This window comes from Bradyrhizobium manausense, from assembly GCF_001440035.1.
Lineage (GTDB): Bacteria > Pseudomonadota > Alphaproteobacteria > Rhizobiales > Xanthobacteraceae > Bradyrhizobium > Bradyrhizobium manausense.
Window position 1 is genome coordinate 87,379 of the sequence record NZ_LJYG01000105.1, and the last position, 22,715, is coordinate 110,093.

Annotated in this window: 12 protein-coding genes; 3 read left to right on the top strand and 9 right to left on the bottom strand. The window is 58.8% G+C overall.

Features of this window, described 5'->3' with window-relative positions; translation table 11 throughout:
• The 6 genes from AOQ71_RS29200 to AOQ71_RS29230 all read right to left on the bottom strand — a co-directional run.
• The coding region (locus tag AOQ71_RS29200) for a class I SAM-dependent methyltransferase (protein WP_157083678.1) at positions 1–4,149 on the bottom strand (4,149 nt) is incomplete at its 3' end.
• Complete coding sequence (locus tag AOQ71_RS29210; protein WP_083514571.1) at positions 4,142–7,600, bottom strand: non-ribosomal peptide synthetase; 3,459 nt, start codon at positions 7,598–7,600, stop codon at positions 4,142–4,144. The genes AOQ71_RS29200 and AOQ71_RS29210, both read right to left, overlap by 8 nt.
• Positions 7,597–10,677: a MupA/Atu3671 family FMN-dependent luciferase-like monooxygenase gene (locus AOQ71_RS29215; RefSeq protein WP_083514572.1), complete on the bottom strand. Its 3,081-nt coding sequence runs from the start codon at positions 10,675–10,677 to the stop codon at positions 7,597–7,599. The genes AOQ71_RS29210 and AOQ71_RS29215 overlap by 4 nt, the downstream gene beginning before the upstream one ends.
• Positions 10,671–11,051 carry a hotdog family protein gene (locus AOQ71_RS50415; RefSeq protein WP_083514573.1) on the bottom strand — a complete coding sequence of 127 codons (381 nt, stop codon included), beginning with the start codon at positions 11,049–11,051 and terminating at the stop codon, positions 10,671–10,673. Before AOQ71_RS50415 ends, AOQ71_RS29215 begins: the two co-directional genes overlap by 7 nt.
• A gap of 108 nt (positions 11,052–11,159) precedes the next feature.
• Positions 11,160–12,815: a beta-ketoacyl [acyl carrier protein] synthase domain-containing protein gene (locus AOQ71_RS44000; protein ID WP_083514574.1), complete on the bottom strand. Its 1,656-nt coding sequence runs from the start codon at positions 12,813–12,815 to the stop codon at positions 11,160–11,162.
• A gap of 15 nt (positions 12,816–12,830) precedes the next feature.
• Entirely contained in the window at positions 12,831–13,580 is a 750-nt protein-coding gene (locus AOQ71_RS29230) for a hypothetical protein (RefSeq protein WP_057754110.1), read from the bottom strand.
• Positions 13,581–13,718: 138 nt separating this feature from the next.
• Here AOQ71_RS29230 and AOQ71_RS29235 point away from each other — a divergent pair, with 138 nt between their 5' ends.
• The gene (locus AOQ71_RS29235; RefSeq protein WP_083514575.1) at positions 13,719–14,882 is read left to right on the top strand and encodes a radical SAM family protein; all 1,164 of its coding nucleotides are present in this window, start codon (positions 13,719–13,721) and stop codon (positions 14,880–14,882) included.
• 83 nt (positions 14,883–14,965) lie between these two features.
• On the opposite strand, the gene AOQ71_RS29240 is transcribed toward AOQ71_RS29235, so the two are convergent.
• Together AOQ71_RS29240 and AOQ71_RS29245 are read right to left on the bottom strand one after the other, a co-directional pair.
• The gene (locus AOQ71_RS29240; RefSeq protein ID WP_057754117.1) at positions 14,966–16,300 is read right to left on the bottom strand and encodes a cation:proton antiporter; all 1,335 of its coding nucleotides are present in this window, start codon (positions 16,298–16,300) and stop codon (positions 14,966–14,968) included.
• A 676-nt stretch (positions 16,301–16,976) separates the two neighbouring features.
• Complete coding sequence (locus tag AOQ71_RS29245; protein ID WP_157083679.1) at positions 16,977–17,792, bottom strand: hypothetical protein; 816 nt, start codon at positions 17,790–17,792, stop codon at positions 16,977–16,979.
• Between the two features lie 1,187 nt (positions 17,793–18,979).
• On the opposite strand from AOQ71_RS29245, the gene AOQ71_RS29255 reads away from it, so the two are divergent.
• Both AOQ71_RS29255 and murA read left to right on the top strand, forming a co-directional pair.
• Positions 18,980–19,618, top strand: coding sequence for an LURP-one-related family protein (locus AOQ71_RS29255; RefSeq protein WP_083514576.1), 639 nt, complete (start codon positions 18,980–18,982; stop codon positions 19,616–19,618).
• Positions 19,619–19,754: 136 nt separating this feature from the next.
• Positions 19,755–21,050 (top strand): UDP-N-acetylglucosamine 1-carboxyvinyltransferase, encoded by a 1,296-nt coding sequence (gene murA, locus AOQ71_RS29260; RefSeq protein ID WP_057754129.1) that lies wholly within the window; start codon positions 19,755–19,757, stop codon positions 21,048–21,050.
• 254 nt (positions 21,051–21,304) lie between these two features.
• On the opposite strand, the gene AOQ71_RS29265 is transcribed toward murA, so the two are convergent.
• Positions 21,305–22,636 (bottom strand): IS1182 family transposase, encoded by a 1,332-nt coding sequence (locus AOQ71_RS29265; protein WP_057742559.1) that lies wholly within the window; start codon positions 22,634–22,636, stop codon positions 21,305–21,307.
• Between the last annotated feature and the right edge of the window lie 79 nt (positions 22,637–22,715).

A 22,715-nucleotide genomic window follows, 5' to 3' on the forward strand; every position in this document is an offset into this window, starting at 1 on the left:
TTGCTCAAGCCGTGCCCGAGCTTGTGTCACGAGCAGCGAATGGCCTCCAAGAACGAAGAAATCGTCATCAAGACCAAAGCGTCGGCCGAGCACCGCCTCAAAAGCTTGCGCTACAACTTCCTCCAGGCTGCCAGCTGCAGGTGGCCTATACGCCGAAACAAGTTCGTCGCGCGCGAGCCGTCGGAAGGTCGCCCAGTCCTGCTTACCGTTCGGGCTGGTCGGCAGACGCGGTATAGGCACAAATCGATTTGGGATCGCTTGCGCCGGAAGTCTTATGGCGAGCCTCTCCCTAAGAGTTCCAACGCGAGTTAAAAAGTCTCGCCACCCCACCGAATTCGTATTCGGGGGAGGCGCTTGGCGATAACCAACCGCATGACAAGAAGTGTGGAGATCCGCATCACGATGTATTGCGAGCAGATCTATGTCGAAGGGAGCGATGCCTGGGCGCATGATCAACCGCAGATCCGCTCCCACCTCAGGAAGAGGCAGTATGCCGTGTCCAAAACCGCCGCTCCGTGGCAAGACCGAATCGAGGCGTGCGGTAGAGGGCGCCGCGCGCAACGCTCGGAGCCCACGGACCTCCTCGACAAGCGCATCGTTTGGACGGACCTCAATCGGAAGCCGTGGCATAACGCGAATGCCGCCGTTCAATTCACGAGTAAGGGTGACGTCGTAGCGAAATCGCGCCATCTCGCTAGAGCCGGTTGCTGTTTTCGTCTCGATAAGCGGTGGCGCAAAGCCATGTTTTTCTGCGAAGGATGTGAAGAAACCCGGATGTAGACGAAGCTCTGGGTCATTGAGTTGATCAACCTCGGCCGCAATAGCGACAACGCCGCAGGGCTCGTCCCCACGGCTGCGGGTCCACACTCTCCACAAGGAAAGAAGGGGATCGAGAGCCGCGTTTCGGACGTCACCTATGAACAGATAGCCCGCCTCATCTAATGCGCCTGCAAGACCAGCAAGCAAGGCATCGGCTATAGATTGACTTGGCAGATACTGAATTACTGAGTTGAGCACGATTGCATCAAAGCGGCGGCCGCGCGGATCGAACTGAGACATCTCCGCGATCTCGAATGTTGCGTGAGGCATACCGGCAGCTTCAGCGGATGCTCGACAATAGGCGATCGCCGCCTCGGAGAAGTCGACTCCATGGTAGCTCTCGCACCTGCCCGCAAGCCTCGCCCCAAGCGTCCACACGCCGCATCCGATTTCGAGGATCTTCTTTGGCGCCCAGGAGAGCACGCGCTCTGTCGTTGACTCGATTGCGCATAGCACCTGCTCCCGAGACAATGGCAGACGCATCGCACTATCGATCCATCCGTGTGTATTCAATTCGGGAGGGACTGATGCATCAATCGTTTCATAAACGGTATCGAATACTGCGCGCCAATCCTCACTGATGGGATCGGCTATCGGTGCCGCAAAGCGCTCATCCACTGCGTGATGGTTCGGAGTAACGAAGGCAACCAAGCCTTCGTCATCAACAAACTCGATATGTGCGCCTCCGATGCCCGGCTCTGTGCAGAGCGCAGCCTCGATTGAACTCGGCTCTATCCGGACTCCGCGTAACTTTAACTGACGATCAACCCTTCCATGAAATACAATAACGCCGTCACCACGGAGATGGGCGCGATCTCCCGTGTCGTACCATCGGTTGCCCTCTACGTCCGCTCCGAAACTTCCGGAGTTCAGATTCTGGTCGGTGTAACCAATGGCGACGCCTGGACCGGTTACACGGAGACACCCAATCGCCGGGGCTACGACCTCGCATCCGTCTCGGACTATAGAGATGGAGGTATTAGCAATAGGTCGTCCAATTGGCAGAATGCCATGAGGCTCGTCGCCCCGCACCTCGTAGGCCGCGCAATCCACCGTAGCCTCTGTAGGGCCGTATACGTTGAATAGACGCGGCCCTAGGGCGAGGACCTGATGTGCAAGTGCCGTCTGAAGTGCTTCGCCGCCACACATAATGGCTCGCAAGCAGGATGGAAAGCATTCGAGTTGAGCAAGCTGCTGAAGTTGCGATGGCACGCAGTGAAAAGTCGTAACCTGCTCTTCTCTGAGAAGACGGCCCAGCGCTGCCATGTCTGATTCGACCCCTAGGGGGGCAATTCGAAGTGTCCCGCCTGCGACAAGAATCGGGAACAGTTCACGACAAACGGCGTCGAACCCGATTGGCGTTTTCCAAATTGTGCGGTCCTCTGGGCCCAGTCCGAGGGTATCAGCAATCCAGGCTGTGACATTCGCGAGAGCGCGGCGTGGTACAATCACGCCCTTGGCAACACCTGTTGTTCCCGACGTGTGCATTACGTAGCAAGGGCAATCGAGATCAGGTTTAGAAAAAATTGAAGCCGAGTGCCGAGGAACAACGTTGAGGTTTGGCGGCGGTATCGTCCTTAGATCTGACAGTATGTCAGTCGCGATGGCGAGAGCAGGCCTTGCAGATGATACGAGCGAACTCTTGTAGGCAGCAGGCAGATCTGGATCTATAGGGCACCAAGCCGCCCCAGCTCGCATGATGGCAAGAATTGCGATGAGGAGTTCGGCACTGCGCGGCAAAGACACGACGACAAAGCTGTTCTGATGTAGCCCGCACGCGCAAAGTTCAGCCGCATAGGCGTTGATCTGCTCGACAAACTCACGATACGAGAGCGTTCTACGGCCATCCATAATCGCAATTGCATCAGGCTTGAGCGCAGCCCGCTCAGCAACAAGCTCATCAACGGCGCGAAGCAGCCACTCCGGACGGGATACTCCGCAGGCAATGCTGTCGGCGGATACCACCGAGGACGCGTAATCGAGTACACGCGCCGCACCATTGGCAAGCCCTCTTTTTAGTACGTCACACATGCGCTCGGCGAGCGCGCCTGCATCATCGCGCGAAAGAGACTCGGGTGCATACTCCAGTTCAAGCGTGACCGATCCGGATGTCTCGTATACAAACAGCGTAATCGGAAATTTTGCCGCGCCAACTCGAATTCGTGAAACCGAAATCTCGACTCCCGGCACCTCAAAATGAGGCTGTGGCATATTCTGCACAACGAGAAGAGCCGTTAATGACGCTCCGTCTCTAGTGGCGTTCGCCAGTCCTCCGCGCGCGATCACTTCGTCAAATGGCGCACGTCCATAGACCTGAACGTCTCCAAGCACCCCCAGCGAGCGAGCGATCAATGCATCAAAGCTAAGCCCTGGAGCAGCGGGCGAAGGCACCGCAACGGTGTTCGAAAAGAAACCGACTGTATCTGCGGTTTCCTCGTCGCGATTTGCCGTAACGATTCCGATCAAGAAGTTGGGTTCGTCGGCGAGCGTGGCCAGAGCACCGGAATACATCGTAAGCATCACGGCCGACAGCGGCACGGCTTGAACTACTCGATATCGTTGCAGGGCTGCGGCAAGAGACGCATCAAGGGTAAGCGATAGATGAGCAGCTCGGCTGCCCGCTGGCTCACTGCCCGCAAAAGGTAGCCTAGGGTGCGCGGAATGCCCATCGATCCGTGCAAGCCAGTAATCGACCGCGGGGTCGAGTTCGCCAGCCGCGCGTACGCGTTGTTGCCAGATAGCATAGTCGACATACTGAAGTGGTTCCGCCTCTAAAGCGTCCGTGGGACGTGCGCACGCCGCCTTCGAATATTGCGAGCAGAAATCTCGCACCACTACAGCATGGGACCAACCGTCTCCTATTATGTGATGCATCACTACGATAAGGCGATAATCCTGCTCGCCTAGTCGTAATAGCCGGAAGCGGGCCAATGGACCTGTCGTCAGCGAAAAGGGAGGTTCCGCAAAAGCTCGCTCCTCGGCGATCACAATCTCCGGCCGCTGCGCCTCTGGATAGTTCGAGAAGTCGAGGACGTCGAGGGCTGGTCCCCCCTTCGGTTCAACGATCTGCCAAACCCCATTTTCATCGGCACGAAAGTAGGTACGAAATGCATCGTGTCTTGCTACGCAGCGAGCAATAGCCGACGCAACGCAATCGACACTAAGAGGCCCCCGGAGCGCGATACTGTAAGCCATGTGGTAGCTACGATCTTCTGGAGATTTCGTAGCAATGAACCAAAGCCTCGCCTGCTCCTGTGAAGCGGGGCAGCAATAAGCGCCTTCGGAACCCACCGCACGGAGAGTCGATTTGAGGGTGCCGAATTCAGCCATTTAAAGGCCGCCTTGGGCGAGAGGCACGAGCAGGTGCGCCGCCAGCCGCGACTACCCGGATAGGGGCCTCGGCTAGGCGCTGCCCAAACCCAACCGCGGTAGGGTGAGCGAAAAACTCCTTAACGGTTAGCGAGCGGCCAAACGCCCGGTTAGCTCGAGCAACAAGGCGGACGGCATTCAGTGAGTGCCCACCCTGGGCGAAGAAACTCACGGTTGGCGAAACGAGATCTGCCCCAAGCAGATCCTGCATCAGTTCAAGAACGAGTTGCGATTCGGGACTCAAGTCGTAGGAGGAGGATCGTTCGGCAGCGGGCACGGAGGACAGCGCGCCACGGTCAATTTTACCACTTGGAAGGCGTGGCAGGCGCTCGCGCTCCTCCATAACCGCGGGGATCATCGCAGCCGGAAGGCGGGCTGCCAGGTCCATGCGCCACCCCCCCGGACCACGTGGTACACATCCCGTTTTAGGTTCGACGAAGGCTACTACATAAGTTCCTCTAGGGCCTTTTTGATGAATAACTGCCGCTTGCGCCACATCGTCGAGGCCTAGAAGCGCGGCCTCGATCTCGTCGAGTTCGACTCGCATTCCCCAGATCTGCACTTGTCTGTCGCGACGACCGCGGAACAGGAGAGATCCGTCCTCGCGAAGTATGCCGTAATCCCCCGTCAGAAAGACCCGCGCCTCTTGCTCAAGGCCGATGTCAATTGCCGTCGTAAATCGTCGCGCCTCGTCCTCGTTTAAATTCGGGCAGTAGCCAAGTGCAACCGCGCTCCCGACGATCGCGATTTCACCTTCTTCACCAACCGAGAGAGGCCGCCGATCTGCACCTAGAATGGCAATGCTTACGTTCTGGATTGGTTTTCCGATCGGTATCTCTGCTTCTGTGGTCGTGGACCGGATTTCGTGAGCCGTAACGTCAACTGTACATTCTGTCGGCCCATACACGTTGTAGAGCACGCAGGTTGGCAGAAGGCGAGCATGCAAAGCGGCGAGCGCTGCGTCGAGCGCCTCGCCACCGAGCATGACCCCCTGGAGCGTGCGCAACAGATCTGGGCAATCGGTATCCCGCCGCAATTCCTCTATAACTGCAAGGATCTCCCGGTAGAGTGTTGGGGTCGCGTGGAGCACGGTGGCGTGTTCACGATGAAGAGCGGTCAAGAGCTTGTGAGAGTCAGCCGCTTCCTCATCCGACAGAAGCGCGAGTTGGGCGCCCCCGACGAGCGTCGAAATGGTTTCGCGGAAACTCGCATCAAAGGCCACCGACGACTTGCAAGGCACAACATCGGAAGCGGAGAGATCCAGATAGCTGGCGAGCCAGACGCAGAAATTGGCGAGAGGTGCGTGAGCCCCTAGAACTCCCTTGGGCTGCCCCGATGAGCCAGATGTAAAAAAAAGATAGGCGGGGTCTGTCCCGACGATCCGCGATAGTCTGCTTGCCCAAGACGTAGATGCCCCAGCAGTTGAGGCCTCGGACACCAACACCTTCGCACCGCCTCCTAGGCGTTCGGCACGCGTACGGTTCCGTGGACAAGAAAAGATCGCTGCTGGGCGCGCAAGCCTCACGAAAGCGGCGAGTCGTTGGTCGGGTTGGGCAGGATCTAATGGGACGTAAACGGCCCCAGCCAGCATGATACCCAACAAAACAACGATTGTGTCTGCGCCTCGCGACTGTAAAGTACAAACAGAATTCCCCTTCGTAACCCCTGCGCGCTCCAGCGCTTCCGCTACTGCCACCGCGTTGGCTCCAATCTCGCGGAACGTACGAGTTTGCGGCCACTCATGTTGGGCGCGAGTAGCAATAGCGTCCGGTGTACGCTCGATCGCGCGCGCGATTGCGTGAAGTGGTGATGGGTCGCATTGGATGTTGACGCCGCGAGCGAGGGCGTAACGTGGACCATCGGGGATTTCAGTCAGTACGCGCGTCGTTGGATCCGCCGCCACTGACTCCGCGATTGAGAGGAATGTTTCCGAGAAACGGATAATTGTGTTAGAGTCAAACAGCCGACGAGCGTATTCGATTTCGAAGCACATGCGGCTTGATCGCCCTTCGACAGCAACAGCGCGGTCCGCGTCTGTAAAGAACATCGTGAGATCAAGCTTTGCCGCCCCCCCGAAAAGCGGCTCAATCGAAACTTGCAGATTACCGGCTTCCACACGGCGTGCAGGCACGTGAGAAACAAACATAAATTGAAATAAAGGGTGCCGATCTGCACGACGCTCGCAGCCCACAGCACTTACTATTCGATCAAATGGAATGTGAGCTTCAGCTAAGGCGCTAAGGCGCTCGCGGTTTAACTCCACTAAGAACTCTGTGATGGTTTCATGGCGCGAGAGGTCGATGCGCAAGGGAAGCCAGTTCACGAAAAAGCCAAAGGTGTCTTCAAACCGCTTCTCAGGCCGATCGGATGCAGCCATACCGATAAGAAAGCGTTTAAGCCCGCTCGCTTTCGCGAGAGCCATCGCGAAAACACCAGTCAGTAGGGTGCCCACCGTGCAGCGCATTTCGGCGGCACGCATACGTAGGCGCTGCTCGAGCTTTGGGGCGGGTGCAAACATGTGCCTATCCCCGCCTCTCTCGTACGAGGCCTCGCAACTGCGACCGTTGCGAGGGAAAAGGAGAGGTCGATCGAAACCTTCGAGGCGTTTGCGCCACCTAGCGAGGGCCGCGACAGTCTCTGGCGAGCGACACGCCGCACGTTGACTGCGAGCATAGTCCGGATAACTCCCGAGACCGGTACATGGTGTTGGAGCGCTCATATCATGTGTTCCGCCGAGAGCGGCAGCCGCTGTCCGCAGAGCGCGTGCTAGTGACCATCCATCGCAGATGTAGTGGTGTAGCGCCAATATAAGCTCATGGTGCTGAGGATCGACGCGTACAAGAGCCCACGCGACAAGCGGCGCCCGCTCAAGATCGAAGCGCGAGCGCGCCACGTGATCCCTCAGTTCACCGAGTGCTTGCAGGCGATTTATCGCCGACAATTCAGAAACATCATGTACAGGAAGATCTAAATTGGCACGCGACTCTACAACTGAGACATCAGTATCGTTGATGCGCGCGAGTCGGGTACGTACAGCGGGAAGGGCAGCGGCGATGGAGGAGAATGTTTGTGAAAGCTGCGAGGTGTCGCAAAGGCCGCGGATAACAACCGAGGCCGTGACGTTGTAGGCAGTGCTGAACGGCTCGAAACGTTCGAGAAAGGCGAGTCGCCTCTGCCCGTAAGAGGCAAGATAAAGAGTTCCGTCGAACGCGGACTGCGCACCTGTCGACTTGGCCTCCCCGCTTCCAGCGCTTATTAGTTCAAAGATGAGCGGCTTGAGTGCCTTGATTTTCGCGAGTGTATCTTCAGGCACGCTGGAAACTGATCCCGTGAGGACCAACTGACCATCGCTGCGAACTCTCAGGTCGACTTGTAGATTTTCGAGCCTCAGTAGAATCTCTGGCAGAGTCATAGCACGATATCCGCCGCGGGCGTCGCAGCCTTTGGCTGCCCGGCTCGACTGCGTGTGGCTGCCGGCAGGAGAACGCGAACGACGTCCTCGAGGCACTGGGCTTCCATCAGCGCCGCTAGCCCCACTTTTATATTGTACTTTTGCTCCAGCGTGTTGCGTAGTTCGACCCCCATGACCGAATCGAAGCGCATATCGTAAAGGTTCGCGCTGAAATCAACTTGTTCAGGGGGAATCTCCAGTATCTTGGCAACCTCCTGGCGGGTACGTTCACGCACCTCGTGTAATAGAGCCTGCTCATCGAGCCCTCCCAATTCAGACAATACGGCTCGATGGGAGTTGGGTTTTCTTGCGTAAGAGGTGCCGTGATTCCCGGGCGCTACTATCGCCACCTCCTTGATGCCCGACGTCATCGCAAGAGCTACGGCGCGGAGTACGGTCGCAGGATCAAGAGGTGTGATTGAGCGCGCGGCGAAGGAATCTGCGACACCCGTGGCACCCGCCATCCCAACTGCACCTACCGGATCGACAGCTAGGGCTGAGACCCTTAGTCCAGTGCGCATGCAGACATGCAACGCGGCGGCACTCGCAGCCGCGTTCGCGGAGGAGTAAGCTGGCTGACCTACCGCTCCGATAAGACCGGCGATGCTGCCGAGTAGAACTAGCCGCCCCCGAGATCCTTTTTGAGCAGCGTGCTGCGCGACAGCGAGAAAGCCGTCGAATTTTGAGGAAAACGCCTCGTTGATAGCAGTCGCATCGGCAGCGCGACCTGGATCCTTTCCGGCGAGGTGAAAAACCACATCAAACGGATCCTGTAGTTCTGGACAGGAAAGAGAGCCGATCTCCGTAACATCGCCCCGCAGATCGACGACGTGACCGCCGGTCGGGTGCGCTTCACGACGGTAACGTCGGCCCGTGCGGCTTAGAGCGACCACCTCGTGGGCGCCGTCCTCAAGTAGCCAATCTGTAAGTATTGATCCGAGTTGCCCGTGCCCACCTGTCACAAGCGCGCGTTCCCCGATGCACGGCTCGCAACGTTCTGCAACCATTTCGGTCGGCGTGAGATGCGGAGAGTAAAGCTTGCCGGTGCGAGCAGCCGCCATAGCGCAACCGGCAGAACCGGCAAAGAGTCGCAATGACTGCACAACATCCACCAAGCCGGCGTCGCGCGCGACGTCCAGGACCCGAACCACTGCTCGACCGGATTCGGCTCGAACTGCGCCCGCGGCGGCCCAGGCGGCCGCGGCGGCCGGATCGGGTAGACAATCGTCATTGGGCAGCGAATGCGCTCCCCGAACGAGCACGACTATAGTCTCGACTTGGCGCTCAGCACGCAACCGCTCTATGCTAGCAAGCGTGTATAAACTCGCTTCACGGGGGCCTTGACGGTCTCCGAAAATCCAGAGTCCGCGCTGGGGTATAACGAGCCCTACGGATTTGGTGCCAGTGGAGAATGTCGAAAGCAGGTCTGCGTAAAGAGCGGCCTCACTCTGCTCCGCGCAACACACCACCCAAGAAGCCGGTCCAATGGGTAAGGAGGTCTCAAGCTCTGCCCAAGAAAGGTGATGAAATGTCGCCCGCGCGTCATTCGCGCGAGGGTCGTGAGGAGAGAGCGGCAAGCGCTTAAAGGCGACGCCCTCAAGAGTTGCAACTGGCACACCTTCGTTTGTTTCAACATCCATCTCGAAAGTTGCGGTCTCGCCGTCGCGCGATCGCTCGCGAGCAAGCACTCGGTAACCAGCGGAGCGGGCTGGCTCGAGCCGCAATTGGCGCACGCCAACGGGCAGGGCCAAAGGGCGCATGCTACCGCGCAGGGCGGGCCTGAGTGCGAAGGCGTGGGCGGTCGACACGATGGCATCCAAAAGGATGGGATCGGGCGCGGATGTACCACCCGGCAAGGCAAGCTTGACCTCGGCGCGCCCGCCAACGAGTTCGATACTTTCAATACCTCGGAACGACGGGCCATAGTGTCCGCCAATCGATTCTATATAAGCGTAAAACTCTTCTCCGTGGTAGCGCGACCCATCATCGTCAGGGGACGCTGCACGTACAGTCTCACGATTGCGCGCACGTCCGACAAATCGCGAGAGGGCAGGAAGCCCGCGCTCAACGATGTCAAAGTTATCTATAAAGTCGATGAGGCACGCTGTCTCGTCGACGCCGATCGTAGTCAGCCGATCGACAAGCGCTACAGCAGCATCGATTGACCCGACGAACGAGAGCCGCTCGAACAGACGATCGAATTGCGCAGTCGCAATTTCTGTTGCTTGGGCCTCGCTCAGCGCAGCACCGGTGTGGCTGTCTACAAGCTGGCGATTGCGCACAAAGCTGTCAATGTAGGGCTGGCGCGCTCGATCTCGGGCTTCGACGGAAGTCTCTGCAAGATGGGTGTGAAGCATCACAGTCACTATCCCAGCACTCGGATCATGCCCGGCGGACATTCGTGCGGCGCGGTAGTCCGCGATGCGGGCTCCGAGTCCCTCAAGACCAAGATCGACAAGATAGGTGAGAAGATTCGCACCTAGGCTTCCAGCAAGCTTGAATGTCTGCGGGTTACGCGCTGCCGTGATCCACAAGGGGAGTTCGGGCTGGACGGGTCTTGGCAGAGTGTGAACTGCGATCTGACGTCCGTCGCCCGCAAGTCGCTCAACGCTATCGCCGCGCCAGAGCCTCTGAACCAAACGAGCATTATCCTCCAACGTTTGGTGACGATTCGCATAGCAGTCTGGCGCGAGCGCAAAGTCCTCCGCACGCCAGCCGGGCGCCAGAGCGAGGTCGACTCGCCCGCCCGAAAGATTATCCACGACACTCCAAGCCTCAGTTATGCGAATGGGCTCATGTAGCGGCGCGACGACACTTCCTGCCGCGAGCCGTATCGATCGCGTAGCGCCGGCCAGCGCAGCAGCCAAGACCGCCGGAGCCGGGTGAACTGCGCCAAACTCGACGAAGTGCCGCTCAGGCAACCAAACCCGCGTCATACCGTCAGCGTCAGCGCGCCGCGCAATATCAGCAATTCGCTGGTAAACTACACTGGCGGCAGGCCTGAAGCCTGTCGAAAAGAACATAATACTCGTTAGCATCGCGCAGTCTCGCGGGTTGTGATGACCCCAGAGGCGTAGCGGACGGGCGGAACGCTATTTTCTTGTGCCGAGATCAGCTCAAAGGTGAATGTGCTGGGACTGCGTGCGCGGAATGTACAGCGGACACCATGAACTGCGTCCCCTGCGGGCAAAGCACGCTCGAATACGACATCCCGCACCTCCAAACCGCCGGACATGCGTGAGCGAGCCGCTTGGAGGACCGCAAGTATTATACTTGCACCCGGAACGATGGCCTCGCCCCCGATCTGATGCTGAGCGAGATAGGGATCGTTGAAACGCAAGGTTTCATCCTGCTCGTTCGATGATCTGGGCACATGACCATGTTGCGGCCGCTCTGGCCGTGGCACTTGCATATGAGAATGCCAGTGGCTGCGCCGGGAAAAACTGTAGCCGGGGAGGCGCGGCGGCCGAGCGAGAGGACCGTGCGCGAACCCAGCGGCATTTGGCACCAAACCGGCGCGCTAACTTTCGAGAATCGTCGACAAGTCGGAGGCTCTGTGAATTTGGTTGGGGTGACCGTAAGATGCAACGGTTTCGCCTCCAATAGCGAGCAGCTTTTGCGTTGGAAATTTAACTTCTTTCGCCGCGCTTCGCAGCGCCTGGGCGACCAAGCTTGGCGTGTCGGCAAGTGCGGTAACGCGTAGGCTTTCACCTGAGAACGCTCTCATCGAGAATCGTCCAGCGGCTGCGGCGTCTTCTAAAGACGCGCCTTCGACATAGCTCGCCCAGGCTGAACAGAGCGAGCGGAGAGCGTTCAACTCGTGCGCAGAGAGCGTAATCGCGATAGGCAGGTCAACCTTCGAGGACGCTATGGCGGGCGGAGCGCGTAGTAGCATATGACAATTCGTACCGCCAAAGCCGAACGCGCTAGCTCCACCATGGAGCGGCGTACCATGCAATTTGGATTGGCTGAGCCGTGTGCACGTCGAAGCGAGTTGCAGCCTGGGAGCCGCATTCGCAACTCGTTCTATCGGCTCTCGCACACCAATGTGCGGCGGCAGGACCCCGCGCGAGACGGAAAGCGCGCATTTGATGAGACTTAGAACCCCCGCCGCCGCCTCCGCATGGCCCACATTGCCTTTAAGCGAACCTATCCAGCATGGTTCTTCGGAGGGGTCTCGGGTTCGAAGCGCGGCCGTCAGAGCTTGGATTTCGATAGGATCGCCGGTCGGCGTCCCCGTCCCGTGCGTCTCTACGAAGGCAATGGCGTCGGCCGAGATCCCGGCTGCGTCCCAGCATGATTTAACAAGGCGCTCCTGAGCGGCGGCCGAGGGCACCGTAATTCCGCGAGTGCGACCGTCTTGATTGACCGCGCTAGCGACGATCACCGCATGTATGGGATCTCCGGCAGCCCGCGCATCCTCAAGACGACGAAGCACGAGCATCCCCGCGGCCTCCGCGCGTACATAGCCGTCAGCAGAAGCATCGAAGGGGCGGCAGCGACCACTCGGCGAAAGCATGCGAGCGGCCTGAAAACTCGCATTTATCGATGGAGTAAGTACGAGGTTTGCGCCGCCAGCAAGCGCAAAATCGCATTCGCCATCGATCAAAGAGCGGCAAGCCAAGTGGGTCGCCACCAGGGAGGAGGCGCACGCCGCGTCGACAGTGAGGCTTGGCCCCTCTAAGCCCAGCGCATGAGAAATCCGGTTCGAAGCGAGCCCAAGTGTGACCCCAATCGCCGAGTATGGGCCGATATCGGGCCCTGCCTCGTGACCGAGCAGCCCATAGTCATATGCGCATAAACCGACAAATACGCCCACAGCTGTGCTTGCGGGTCGCCGTGGCTCAATACCTGCATCTTGGAGAGCTCGCCACGCCTCCTCCAGAAGGATCCGGTGCTGCGGATCCATCGCTCGAGCCTCGCGCGACGGTATTTGGAAAAGGCGATCGTCAAAGCGATCGATCGCCTCAAGCCAGCCTCCAACATACGCCAAATCGGTCAGGCGCGCATTGGCCCGCTCATCCCATATTCGAGAATGCATCGAACGTTCAGGCGGAAGGCGCCCAAAGCCGGACGCACCGCTAACGAGCAGGTCCCAGAATGCCTCGTAGTCTGGAGCACCGGGCGCCCGACACGATATGCCGACGATCGCAATTTCGCGCGAACGTCTTTCCACGGCTCAAGCACCTTCTCAAGCCGAGCCCACTGGTTGGTCTCGCGCACCAAGGTCATAGTCGATGGTGGCTGGCAGAATGCGTTGATAGATAGTGGTGATCGGTGGCCGTTGCAGAAGACCCTGGTGCTGCGTAGCAATTTCGTGATCTTGCTGGAGAAAGGCAGGACCGCATTCCGGGCAATCGTCGTGGTCAAAGAAAGCCTTTACGCTGCCTATGCTCGCGATTGAGAACCGCGTGCAAAAAAGGTCGGCCGCATGGCCTGTTTTTCGGTGCAGATTGTGCAGGAACTCAAAACTGAGCAACATCATATCTCGCAAGCGGCCCTTCGATGCACGATACATACGCTCTGTCCGAAAGGCTGCCACCTTCTTATTCAGAGGTGCATTCCTACTTAAATTGAGGCCGGACGCAGCGACAACTTTATCGCCCTTACGATTCATGAAGTGGTCGTCGACATCTAATCTGACGTACATTTCATCCAGTGGTTGCTCGTATATCATTTCGACAGTGGCTTCCGGCACGTCCAGATAGTCATTGTCTCGCAACGCCTTGTGCAGAAAGATATCCTCGTACTGAGCCATGCTCTCAAAGTCCGCAAAGATGCAGACCTCAACTGGAGGGCCCTGTGGGCGGAGATTCACAAATAGGTCGGGTTCGACGCCTGTGATTGCGCGGAAGTGCTCAATGCTCTTCAGCGAGATATCCAAAAACCTCCTCTGAAATTCGGGAAGAACATGAACGGTTCGCTGAACACGAATTTGCATTGAACAGCCCTCCAAAAAGAACAAGCAGCAAACTAACAAAGGCTCTGCACAGCGACGGCTGGCAGCACCGCACGCAACGGCCTACGCGGCGCACCGTAGGCGCCTCGGCGCTGATTATTTTGCGCGTTTTCCCCTATAATGAATGGGCAATCTATAGTAGTATATTTCAGGATTAAGGGAAGTTCAACCATTATTAGACAACGCATCGCCGAATACACACGTGATCCGCTAGTTGCGGCCCTTTGGCATGCCATTCGCGGTACTCGACCCCTCCGGGCAATCTCTCTTGACGTTACGCGCCGATGTAATTTGCGCTGCACCGGCTGCTACTTCTTCGCAGAGGAGATGGATCACGTTGCTGACGCGTCGGAGCGTGAGTTCGAGTCATTTGTCGCCAGCGAGTTGGCTCGCGGAACCAATTTCGTGACCGTTCTCGGCGGCGAGCCAAGCCTCGCCGCCGAACGTGTACGTTACCTCGCAGCAAATTTCCGCCTCGTCGTCGTCACCAACGGTTTGCGTCCACTACCGCTCGCGGGTCTTGAGCAGGCAACGATCGCCGTCTCCGTCTGGGGAGACAGGAGAACTGATCGGCGCTTGCGCGGCTACAACCGGCTCGATCTGTTCGAGCGATCGCTCGCCAACTATCGGCACGATCCTCGGGTGGTTTGGTACATGACGTTACCGCCAAGCCCCAGCGAGGAGACCGAAGAAAGTGTATTAGCCTGTATCGACAACGGCAATTTGGTCGGCTTCAACTACTATGGTGATCTTGACAGGGTTGGAGGCGACCTTGATCACGAAATCGGATTCGAGCGAGCGCGCAGTTTCGTAGACCGAATGATTGCGCGGTATCCCGGGCATATTGCTTTCGGTTCTTATCTCAACACAATCGTGACGAGCGGCTATCTGAAAGGCAGCCGATGGGGATACGATGTCTGCGGCAGCATTTCGATCGCAGATCCAGCCAACGCCTCCCGTTTGGCAAATGGCCATTCCTATAACCCGCATTTCAACGCATATGGGCCCGACCTCATCAAACCGCGTCGGTGCTGCGTGGGCAACGAGCGAGATTGTAAGACCTGCCGTGATGTCTGGGCCCACATGTCTTGGATTGCTCTATCGCTCGAGCATCATCTGGACAACGCCTCGGACTTCTATTCTTGGGTGGCAACGATCTACCTGTTTTATGGTGTCTGCGGCGTCATTGACCGCCAAGAGTTTCGAGGGCGGCTAGCAGAGATAAACCGACGCGACTCCGAAGCGGTTCGAAGTCCTTTCTTAGCAGCGTCCCATTCGCATTGAGCGGCCACTACTTTCCTTGCGCTTGTCGAGCTTTAACTTCACGGGAACTTTGCGCCAACTGACGCCAGGCCGGCTGCCTTACTTTACGGCGTAGGATCGACAGCGGTTGTGCTGGCACCACGCCGCGCACCAGCCAAAGCGGCTTCGTGCTTCACTTCCGAGTTTAGATCGCCGAATTTCGCGCTCGCACGCGCCCTACGTCCGTAAACAAGCTCAAACAACGGCGACGCCATCAAAGTTGTCACGATGGCCATCAGCGCCAGTATAGAGAATAGCGCGGGGCCGATTATCCCTTTTGCAAGCCCGAGGTTGATTATGATAAGTTCCATCAGGCCCCGGGCATTCATAAGAGCGCCGATACCCATGGATGTGGCTGCGTCCTGGCCAGTAAGACGGGCCGCTCCCCAGCATGCAATGCCTTTGGCGAGCACCGAAACCGCCAAAATAGCCGCAGCGACAGCGATCAAGTCGATACTATTGACCACTCTCATTTGGGTGTTGAGACCCGAGTAAGTGAAGAATACCGGTATAAGGAGCGCTGAAGCGAGCGGCTCAATTTGGCGCTTGATTTCGCGAGTCAGGAGCCCACGCGGGACTGCTGTCCCAAAGATAAACCCTCCAAATGCAGAGTGAAGCCCTGCACTATCCATGGCCCAGGCACTCAGCAAGAAGAGGACAATTATAAGACAGAGCACAACGTTCGATACAGCACCCTTCCGCTCCACAAAGCGGCCAATTGGGGCGAGGAGCTTTGGAGCCAACGCGACGGTCAGCAGCAGGAAAATGCAACCTCCAACTATTGCCTTGGCGGCCAGCATGAAGTCACCGCTAATGCGCGCTAGTACTACAGCTAGAATTGCCCAAGCTCCAGCGTCGTTGACAGCGCCAGCAGAGAGCGTCAGCGCACCAAGGGCCGTCTTGGACAAGCCACGTTCTTCGATGATTCGAGCGAGAACCGGAAATGCAGTTGTTGCGATCGCCGCCCCCGTAAACAGAGTGGCCTCGATCACGTCAGTTCCTCTTTCAAAAAGACCAAGGCTTAGAAGCCATGGGGTCACCGCGATCGCCGCCAGGAAGGGCCCCACAATGCCTGAAAGCGAAACCGCCAAAGCGCTCTTAGAATTGCTCTTGAGGTGATCGGCCTCAAAGTCGAGACCGACCAAGAACATGTACAGTCCCACCCCCAGTTGAGCGATGACATAGAGAACCGGCTTTGATTCGCTCGGAAACACCCATTGCTGTAACTGCGGTGCCAACAGCCCGAACATGGAAGGTCCCAGGACCACTCCCGCGATCATCTCGCCTACAACCTGCGGCTGATCGAGAAGACGTTTGAGGACCCAAGCTGCTGCTCGGGACACACCTACGATGATGAAAGCCTGAAAAAAGAATACAACGCCTAGATCCGTCGGGCTCATTGTCTTTCTCGACTCGAGTCTCACTCGATATTAATCTATGGTTGTTCGTAACATCGCGCTCTACCGACGAGAGCCAAAAAAAAGCAGATCTTTCCCCTCAGCCTTCGCCTAGAGATCAATGATTCTCCGATGTGCGACGAGAGTGGGCTTGGCGAGGGAGTGTAACCTCAGCAGCCGTCCGAGGCAGCACCGAAAGGCGATTTGCGCCCGCGACCCACGATAACACCAGTTCGGAAAGCATTGAACGATGCTCCCTTTTACCCTCCCAAAGCGCGCTAAGCATCTAAGCATGAATCCATAAGGATGTTGATCAACGAGAAGCACTCAAGCCTGATACCCCGCATGTCGCGATCGACGGACCCTTGAGTAAGGCCGCCAAGCGGCGCAAGACGGCGATCGGGATGCGGGCCACACCTCACAGCAGCTACGACGTCAGCCAGCGTTGCCGCGAATGTATCGAAGAAGCTTTCGGTTGGAGTTCTGCGGCTTGACGAAAGTCGCGCTGCGATGCCGCGGCAGGGTGATGGCGCCTTCGTCCTGGTGTTTCCGGACCGCCCTTGCACGTGGGCCCGGCCTTGCTTCGAATTGCGCGGCCACTGTCGATGCAACAAAGGGATCATTTCGATGAACTGACATCTGGAGATTTCCGCTGCTCTTCGGGCTAAGGTTTAGCAGACTAGTTGCCCCTGCGCTGGTTGTTGGACTGTACGATCTGCTGCGTGAAATGGGTCTGCAGCGCGGCGTAATAGGTCGGACTGCTTGGATCACCAGGTCCGAAAGTGAGAATCAGGTCGTGAGTACGGGTTCGCCCTGCTGCAAGGAAAGGCGATCCGCCCGTGTTGGCAGACAGGCTGACTAGCTTCCAAGAGGGGGTTACGTTGCCGCTCGACACCACAACGAATTTGACGTCATAGGAGAGAACGTCAAGTTTCAGTCCGTCAGGCTTCAGCGGCGCGGACGAATGAAGTTCAGCCTGTGCCTTCACCGCCTTGAGCAGGTACGACCCTATTCCGAGATCGGACATTAGCAGCGAACTTCCGCTTACCTCTAGCGTGTCGCACCAATTGTTCTTCCCTGGTCCGGCGATCTTGCCGACGTTGTAGAAAGAATACGAGGTGTCTGTACGTGTAGCTGTGGATGAGAGGTTTCCTCCAAGTCCCAGAGTCCCGTCTCGGATTGCCTGGTTAAGGACGAGCCCCCCGGCGAGGGCGCTGTTCTCCTCGGCCGTGAGAGTGATCTGCATCTGCACCCCATAGGAGTCTGGAATGCTCGGTCCATCGTTGATACGCAGGTTCTTATTCACGAACTTGATCGCGTGCACGAGTTCGCAGAATATGTGCTTCTTGATGTCGACCGCCATGTTGCCCTTGATGTCGGGCCCCTCCCAGACTTCTTGCTGTTGTGGAACGTAGGTGCCGCAGCCGCTCAGCAGCAGAAAACACGAAGCAGATACCACAGCGCGTCGAAAATCGGACCGACTATTGCGGAACACGAACCGCACTCCGGTCTATGTTGAGCCTGTTTAGCACCTGCGGAATGTCCGTTTTGTTCAAACCTTTGATGGTCACGGTGGAACCGCTGATTTGAGGCGATCCGACCTTGCTTAACTCGTTCGCAATCGCGGAAGCTGCCTTAGGATCCAAGCGCTTGAAGGTCATTGAGTATGCGGGTCCGGATCTACCGATGAAGAGGTCGGGGCAACTCCAATGACAAGGAGGCGATTCCGTGAAATCGCACACCTTGATCTTGTGACAGGCAAACGAAGCGGTCGACGACCAAGTCATAGCAATGACTGTGATCGCTAAGACGGCGGTGGCCCTCATCATGGAGTCTCCAAACTGAAATTCGCAAAATACTTCCCGAGGCTAATCCTGTCGACTGACGGCGATCAACCAAAAGTTGACAGAAGACGCTACCGTCGCTGCCAGAAATTTGTCATAAGTCGTGTTTCGGCAACACTACATTTGAACGCGCGGGTCGACGACACAATGGATCGAGGTCGCCCACGGCTATGGACGTCTTCGACGAGCAACGGTTTGCCTCGGCCGCGCGCCGACGCATCATCTCATGGGCACGAAAATTTCGGAGGACCACCTAGGACAGAAGAAGAGCGCGCTCGGAAGGCGCGCAAGGTAACGCCAAACCATTAAATCACACGCGCGTGGCTTCAACAGTCCGCCCAACGGGTCCCGACTGATGCTTCGGTCGAAAATCCGGTGTCTCGGTTGTGGTACGAACCGATCTGCCACGTTCGACAGCTTCCGTCACCGGCGTATGACGCCGATACAACCGGGAAACGGTGATTGGCGCTTCGGAGTCGTGGTTATGCGTTGGCGAGCGTTTCTGGGGGGCGCCTTTTGTGTTAATAGAGTCAGTGAGTTGTGTTGGCGCGTGGTGAACGACGCTTGATTTTATTACCCGATTTGGGCCAACAGTGTCAGACTTATCTGTAAGAGGACAGTCTTGGACAGTCGTCATGCCCGGGCTTGTCCCGGGCANCATCCATGTTCTTTGTGCCTTGTGGCAGGGCGTGGATGGCCGGGACATAGGCGAGCGGAAGCGACGCCGTCCTTCGGACGGCTACGCCCGGCCACGACGGATGCCGAGGGTGTCGCCTGAACCTCACCCCAGCCAATCGCGACGAAATGGCGTAGGCGGCTCTGGAAGAGGTTCGAACGAATGTTGCCGACGCTAGCTGGACAGAGCCGGATGTACGTGCAGCAGGTGTTCGAAATGGCCGAACTGTTCGGTTTCGAAACCCGCAACAAGTACCGCATTCGCGATGAGAATGGCCGCGATCTGCTCTATGCGGCCGAGCAGCAAAAGGGACTTCTCGGCTTCCTCGGACGCCAGGTATTTGGCCATTGGCGCTCCTTTGAGGTGCATTTTTTCGACAATTCGCGACAGCCCGTCATGCGCGGGGCTCATCCCTTCCGCTGGTTTTTTCAATGTCTGGAGCTGCGCTCGCGCGACGGCCGCCTCATCGGGACCATCGAGCGTCAGTTTTCGATTCTCACCAAGCGTTTCCAGGTGCACGATGCGCAGGGAAGAGTGGTGCTCGAAGTCACATCGCCATTCTGGCGCGTCTGGACCTTTCCATTCATGCGCGGAGGGCAAGAGCGCGCGCGCGTTGCGAAAAAATGGTCTGGCCTCGGCTCCGAACTGTTCACCGACCGCGACAATTTCCTGGTGGAATACCTGGAACGCAGCCTGACAGAAGATGAGCGAGCCCTGGTTCTCGCAGCTGCGATCTACATCGATCTCATGTATTTCGAAGCCAAAGGCGAAGGCGGCGTGATCAATTTGCTCCGCAATTGAAAGCCCGGTGCTGAGGGCCTCTCCTGCTTGCGGCCGCCCCCTGAACCTTGCCAGCGCAATTGCTACCGCGCTCAATTCCCTATAGTTTCCGCCCCCAAAGCAGCCCGCCCCACCACAACAGGACGGAGAGATCCCAGTGGCGCCCATTCAGTACATCGTCGAGGGCGGTCACCGGCTCTCGGGCTCGATCGAGCCGGCCGGCAACAAGAATTCGGCGCTGCCGATCATCGCCGCCGCGCTGCTGACCGAGCATCCGGTGACGCTTCAGAACGTGCCGCGGATCCGCGACACCGAGACGCTGGTCGAGCTGGTCCGCTCGGTCGGCGCATCGGCGGAATGGACTGAGCGCAACACGCTCCATATCCACGCCAAGAGCATCCGCGCCGCCGATCTCGACCCCGAGCTCTGCGTCCGCATTCGCGCCTCGATCCTGCTGGCAGGTCCCCTGCTCGCGCGCTGCGGCGAGGTGATGCTGCCGCCGCCCGGCGGCGACGTGATCGGCCGGCGCCGGCTCGATACCCATGTGCTGGCGCTGGAACAATTGGGGGCCAAAGTCACCGCGACGGACCGGCTGGAATTCCGCTGCCCCAAGCTCACCGGCGCCGACGTGTTCCTGGACGAGCCGAGCGTCACGGCGACCGAGAATGCGCTGGTCGCCGCCGTCGCGGCCGATGGCGTCACCTATTTGCGCAACGCGGCCTCCGAACCGCATGTGCAGGACCTCGCCAACTTCCTGGTCGCGCTCGGCGCCAGAATCGAGGGCGTCGGCACCAACACCATGGTGATCCATGGCCCGGCGACGCTGGGTTCTGCGACCTATCGGATCCAGCCCGACCATATCGAGGTCGGCTCGCTGATCGGGCTCGCCGCCGTGACGCGCTCGCCCTTGCGCATCGTGCGATCAGGCGTCGAGCATCTGCGCTCGATCCGCATGGGCTTTGAGCGGCTCGGCATCGTGTGCCGCGTCGAGGGCGACGATCTGATCGTGCCGTCGAACCAGACCCTGAAGATCCAGGACGATTTCGGCGGCCATGTGCCGAAGCTGGAGGACCAGCCCTGGCCGGCCTTCCCGGCCGATCTGATGTCGATCGCGATCGTCACCGCCACGCAATGCGAGGGCGTGATCCTGATGTTCGAGAAGATGTTCGAGTCCAGGATGTTCTTCGTCGACAAGCTGATCGGGATGGGCGCGCGCATCGTGCTGTGCGATCCGCATCGCGCGATCATCGCCGGCCCCAGCCGGCTGCACGGCGCGACGCTGAGTTCGCCCGACATCCGCGCCGGCATGGCGATGCTGCTCGCCGCCGTCTGCGCCGAGGGCACCTCCACCATCAACAACGCCGACCAGATCGAGCGCGGCTATGAGCGCATCGACGAGCGGCTGAACGCGCTGGGCGCGAAGATCCGGCGCGTGCCGGAACGGAAGGGGTGACGGCTCTCTCCCCCGACAGTGTCGTAGTCTCGTAGGGTGGGCAAAGCGGAGCGTGCCCACCATCTCTCTCGATCATTGTGATAGGACGTGGGCACGGCGCAAGCGCGCCTTTGCCCACCCTACGAGACTCTCTCCCCGACGACAGTGTCGTAGAGCCTGTGAGTCATTTCCGCATTCGATATTAAAGAGTGGGTAGCGCCCGCGCTGATGTCGGGGGCCGTCGATGTCGAACCGCCGGGGGATGGCTGTGCTGTCTATGCTTTTGCCAGTTGGTGTCCTTGCAGGATGTTGTTGGTGAGGGCGTACCAGAGCACGACGGCACGGACCTTCTCGATGCCGCGCACGGTCAATTGCCTGAGGTCCCAGTTCCGCCACCGGGCATGGATGCATTCGCAGATCGTGCGGGCTTTGTACTGTGCCTTGCCGGCTTCGCTGGCCATGCGGGCCCGCCAGGCCGCGACGCCAGGACCGTCGCTGCTCCGAGGTAAAAAGGGATCGACACCGCTCCTGGAGTTGGGCGGAGGACAGTAGACCTCGACGCCTTCACCGTGCGCCCATTCGATGTCCTCGCCGCTGCAGAACCCGCCATCGGCGAGGTAGCGACGCGGCAAGCGCTTCAGCCGAGTGCGCGTTCGCTCCAGCATCGGCCGCATCAAGCCGCGATCTGATCCGTTGTTGTCGATGTCGACCGTGACCACGATCAGTTCGCCGGCCGCGCTGGCCACCTGCACATTGTAGGCGGGGCGGAAGCCGGCATCTGCCATCTTCATCACCCTTGCCTGCGGGTCGGTGGTGGAGGCCCGGGGCTCCTTCGGCTTTTTGCCATTGCCGCCTTTTTCGTCGAGTTGCTTGCGCTTCCGCTTGATCTCGTCCAAAGCCCTCTGCGCAGCCTGCACCCGCTCACTGCGTTCGCGTGCCGCGCGCTCTCTGGCCGCCCTGATACGCCGGCTGCTGGCTTCCGGATCCGCATCGACCTCGCGCTTGAGCTCTTCCACCACAGCCTTCGCTTGGGCCATCTGCCGGCCGAGCGTTGCCTCCCGCCGGAACGAGCCGGCCCCCGCATTCGCCCGTATCCGCACCCCGTCCTGGGTCAGCTTCTCCAGATCAATCAGCCCTGCCTCATTCAGAGCCACCAGATGTTCGACCAGCAAACGGTCCAGCAGGTCCGCGCAGCCGACCCGGAAATCCGACAGTGTGTGATAGTTCAAAGACACGCCGCCGCAGAGCCAGCGGTAGACGTCGTGACTGTCGCAGAGCCGATCCAACGCCCGCGCGCTGCCAACGCCATCGCTCGTGGCGTACAGCCAAAGCGCCAGCAGCAGCCGGGGTGATGGCGCCGGATGGCCCGGCCTGTTTTCCCGTGCCTTAACCCGATCTTCCAGCTCGCTCAGGTCGAGCCCCTCGACATAAGCCCAGATCACCCGGGCCAGATGATCCTGCCCGATCAGGCTGTCGATATCGACCGCCCGCAATTCGACCTGATTGCGCACGGGCTCGCGCAGCCGAGGTGCACCCCGCGGCACCGCTTCGGTTCGTGGCGCCGACTGATCCGGCAATTCGCCAAAAAGTCCCTCGTCAGCCATCATCCTCTCCAGCAGATCAGTCTGCCTAGAGAATCACATTCGCCCGACACGCGGTACAAAAGATTCACAGTCTCGTAGGGTG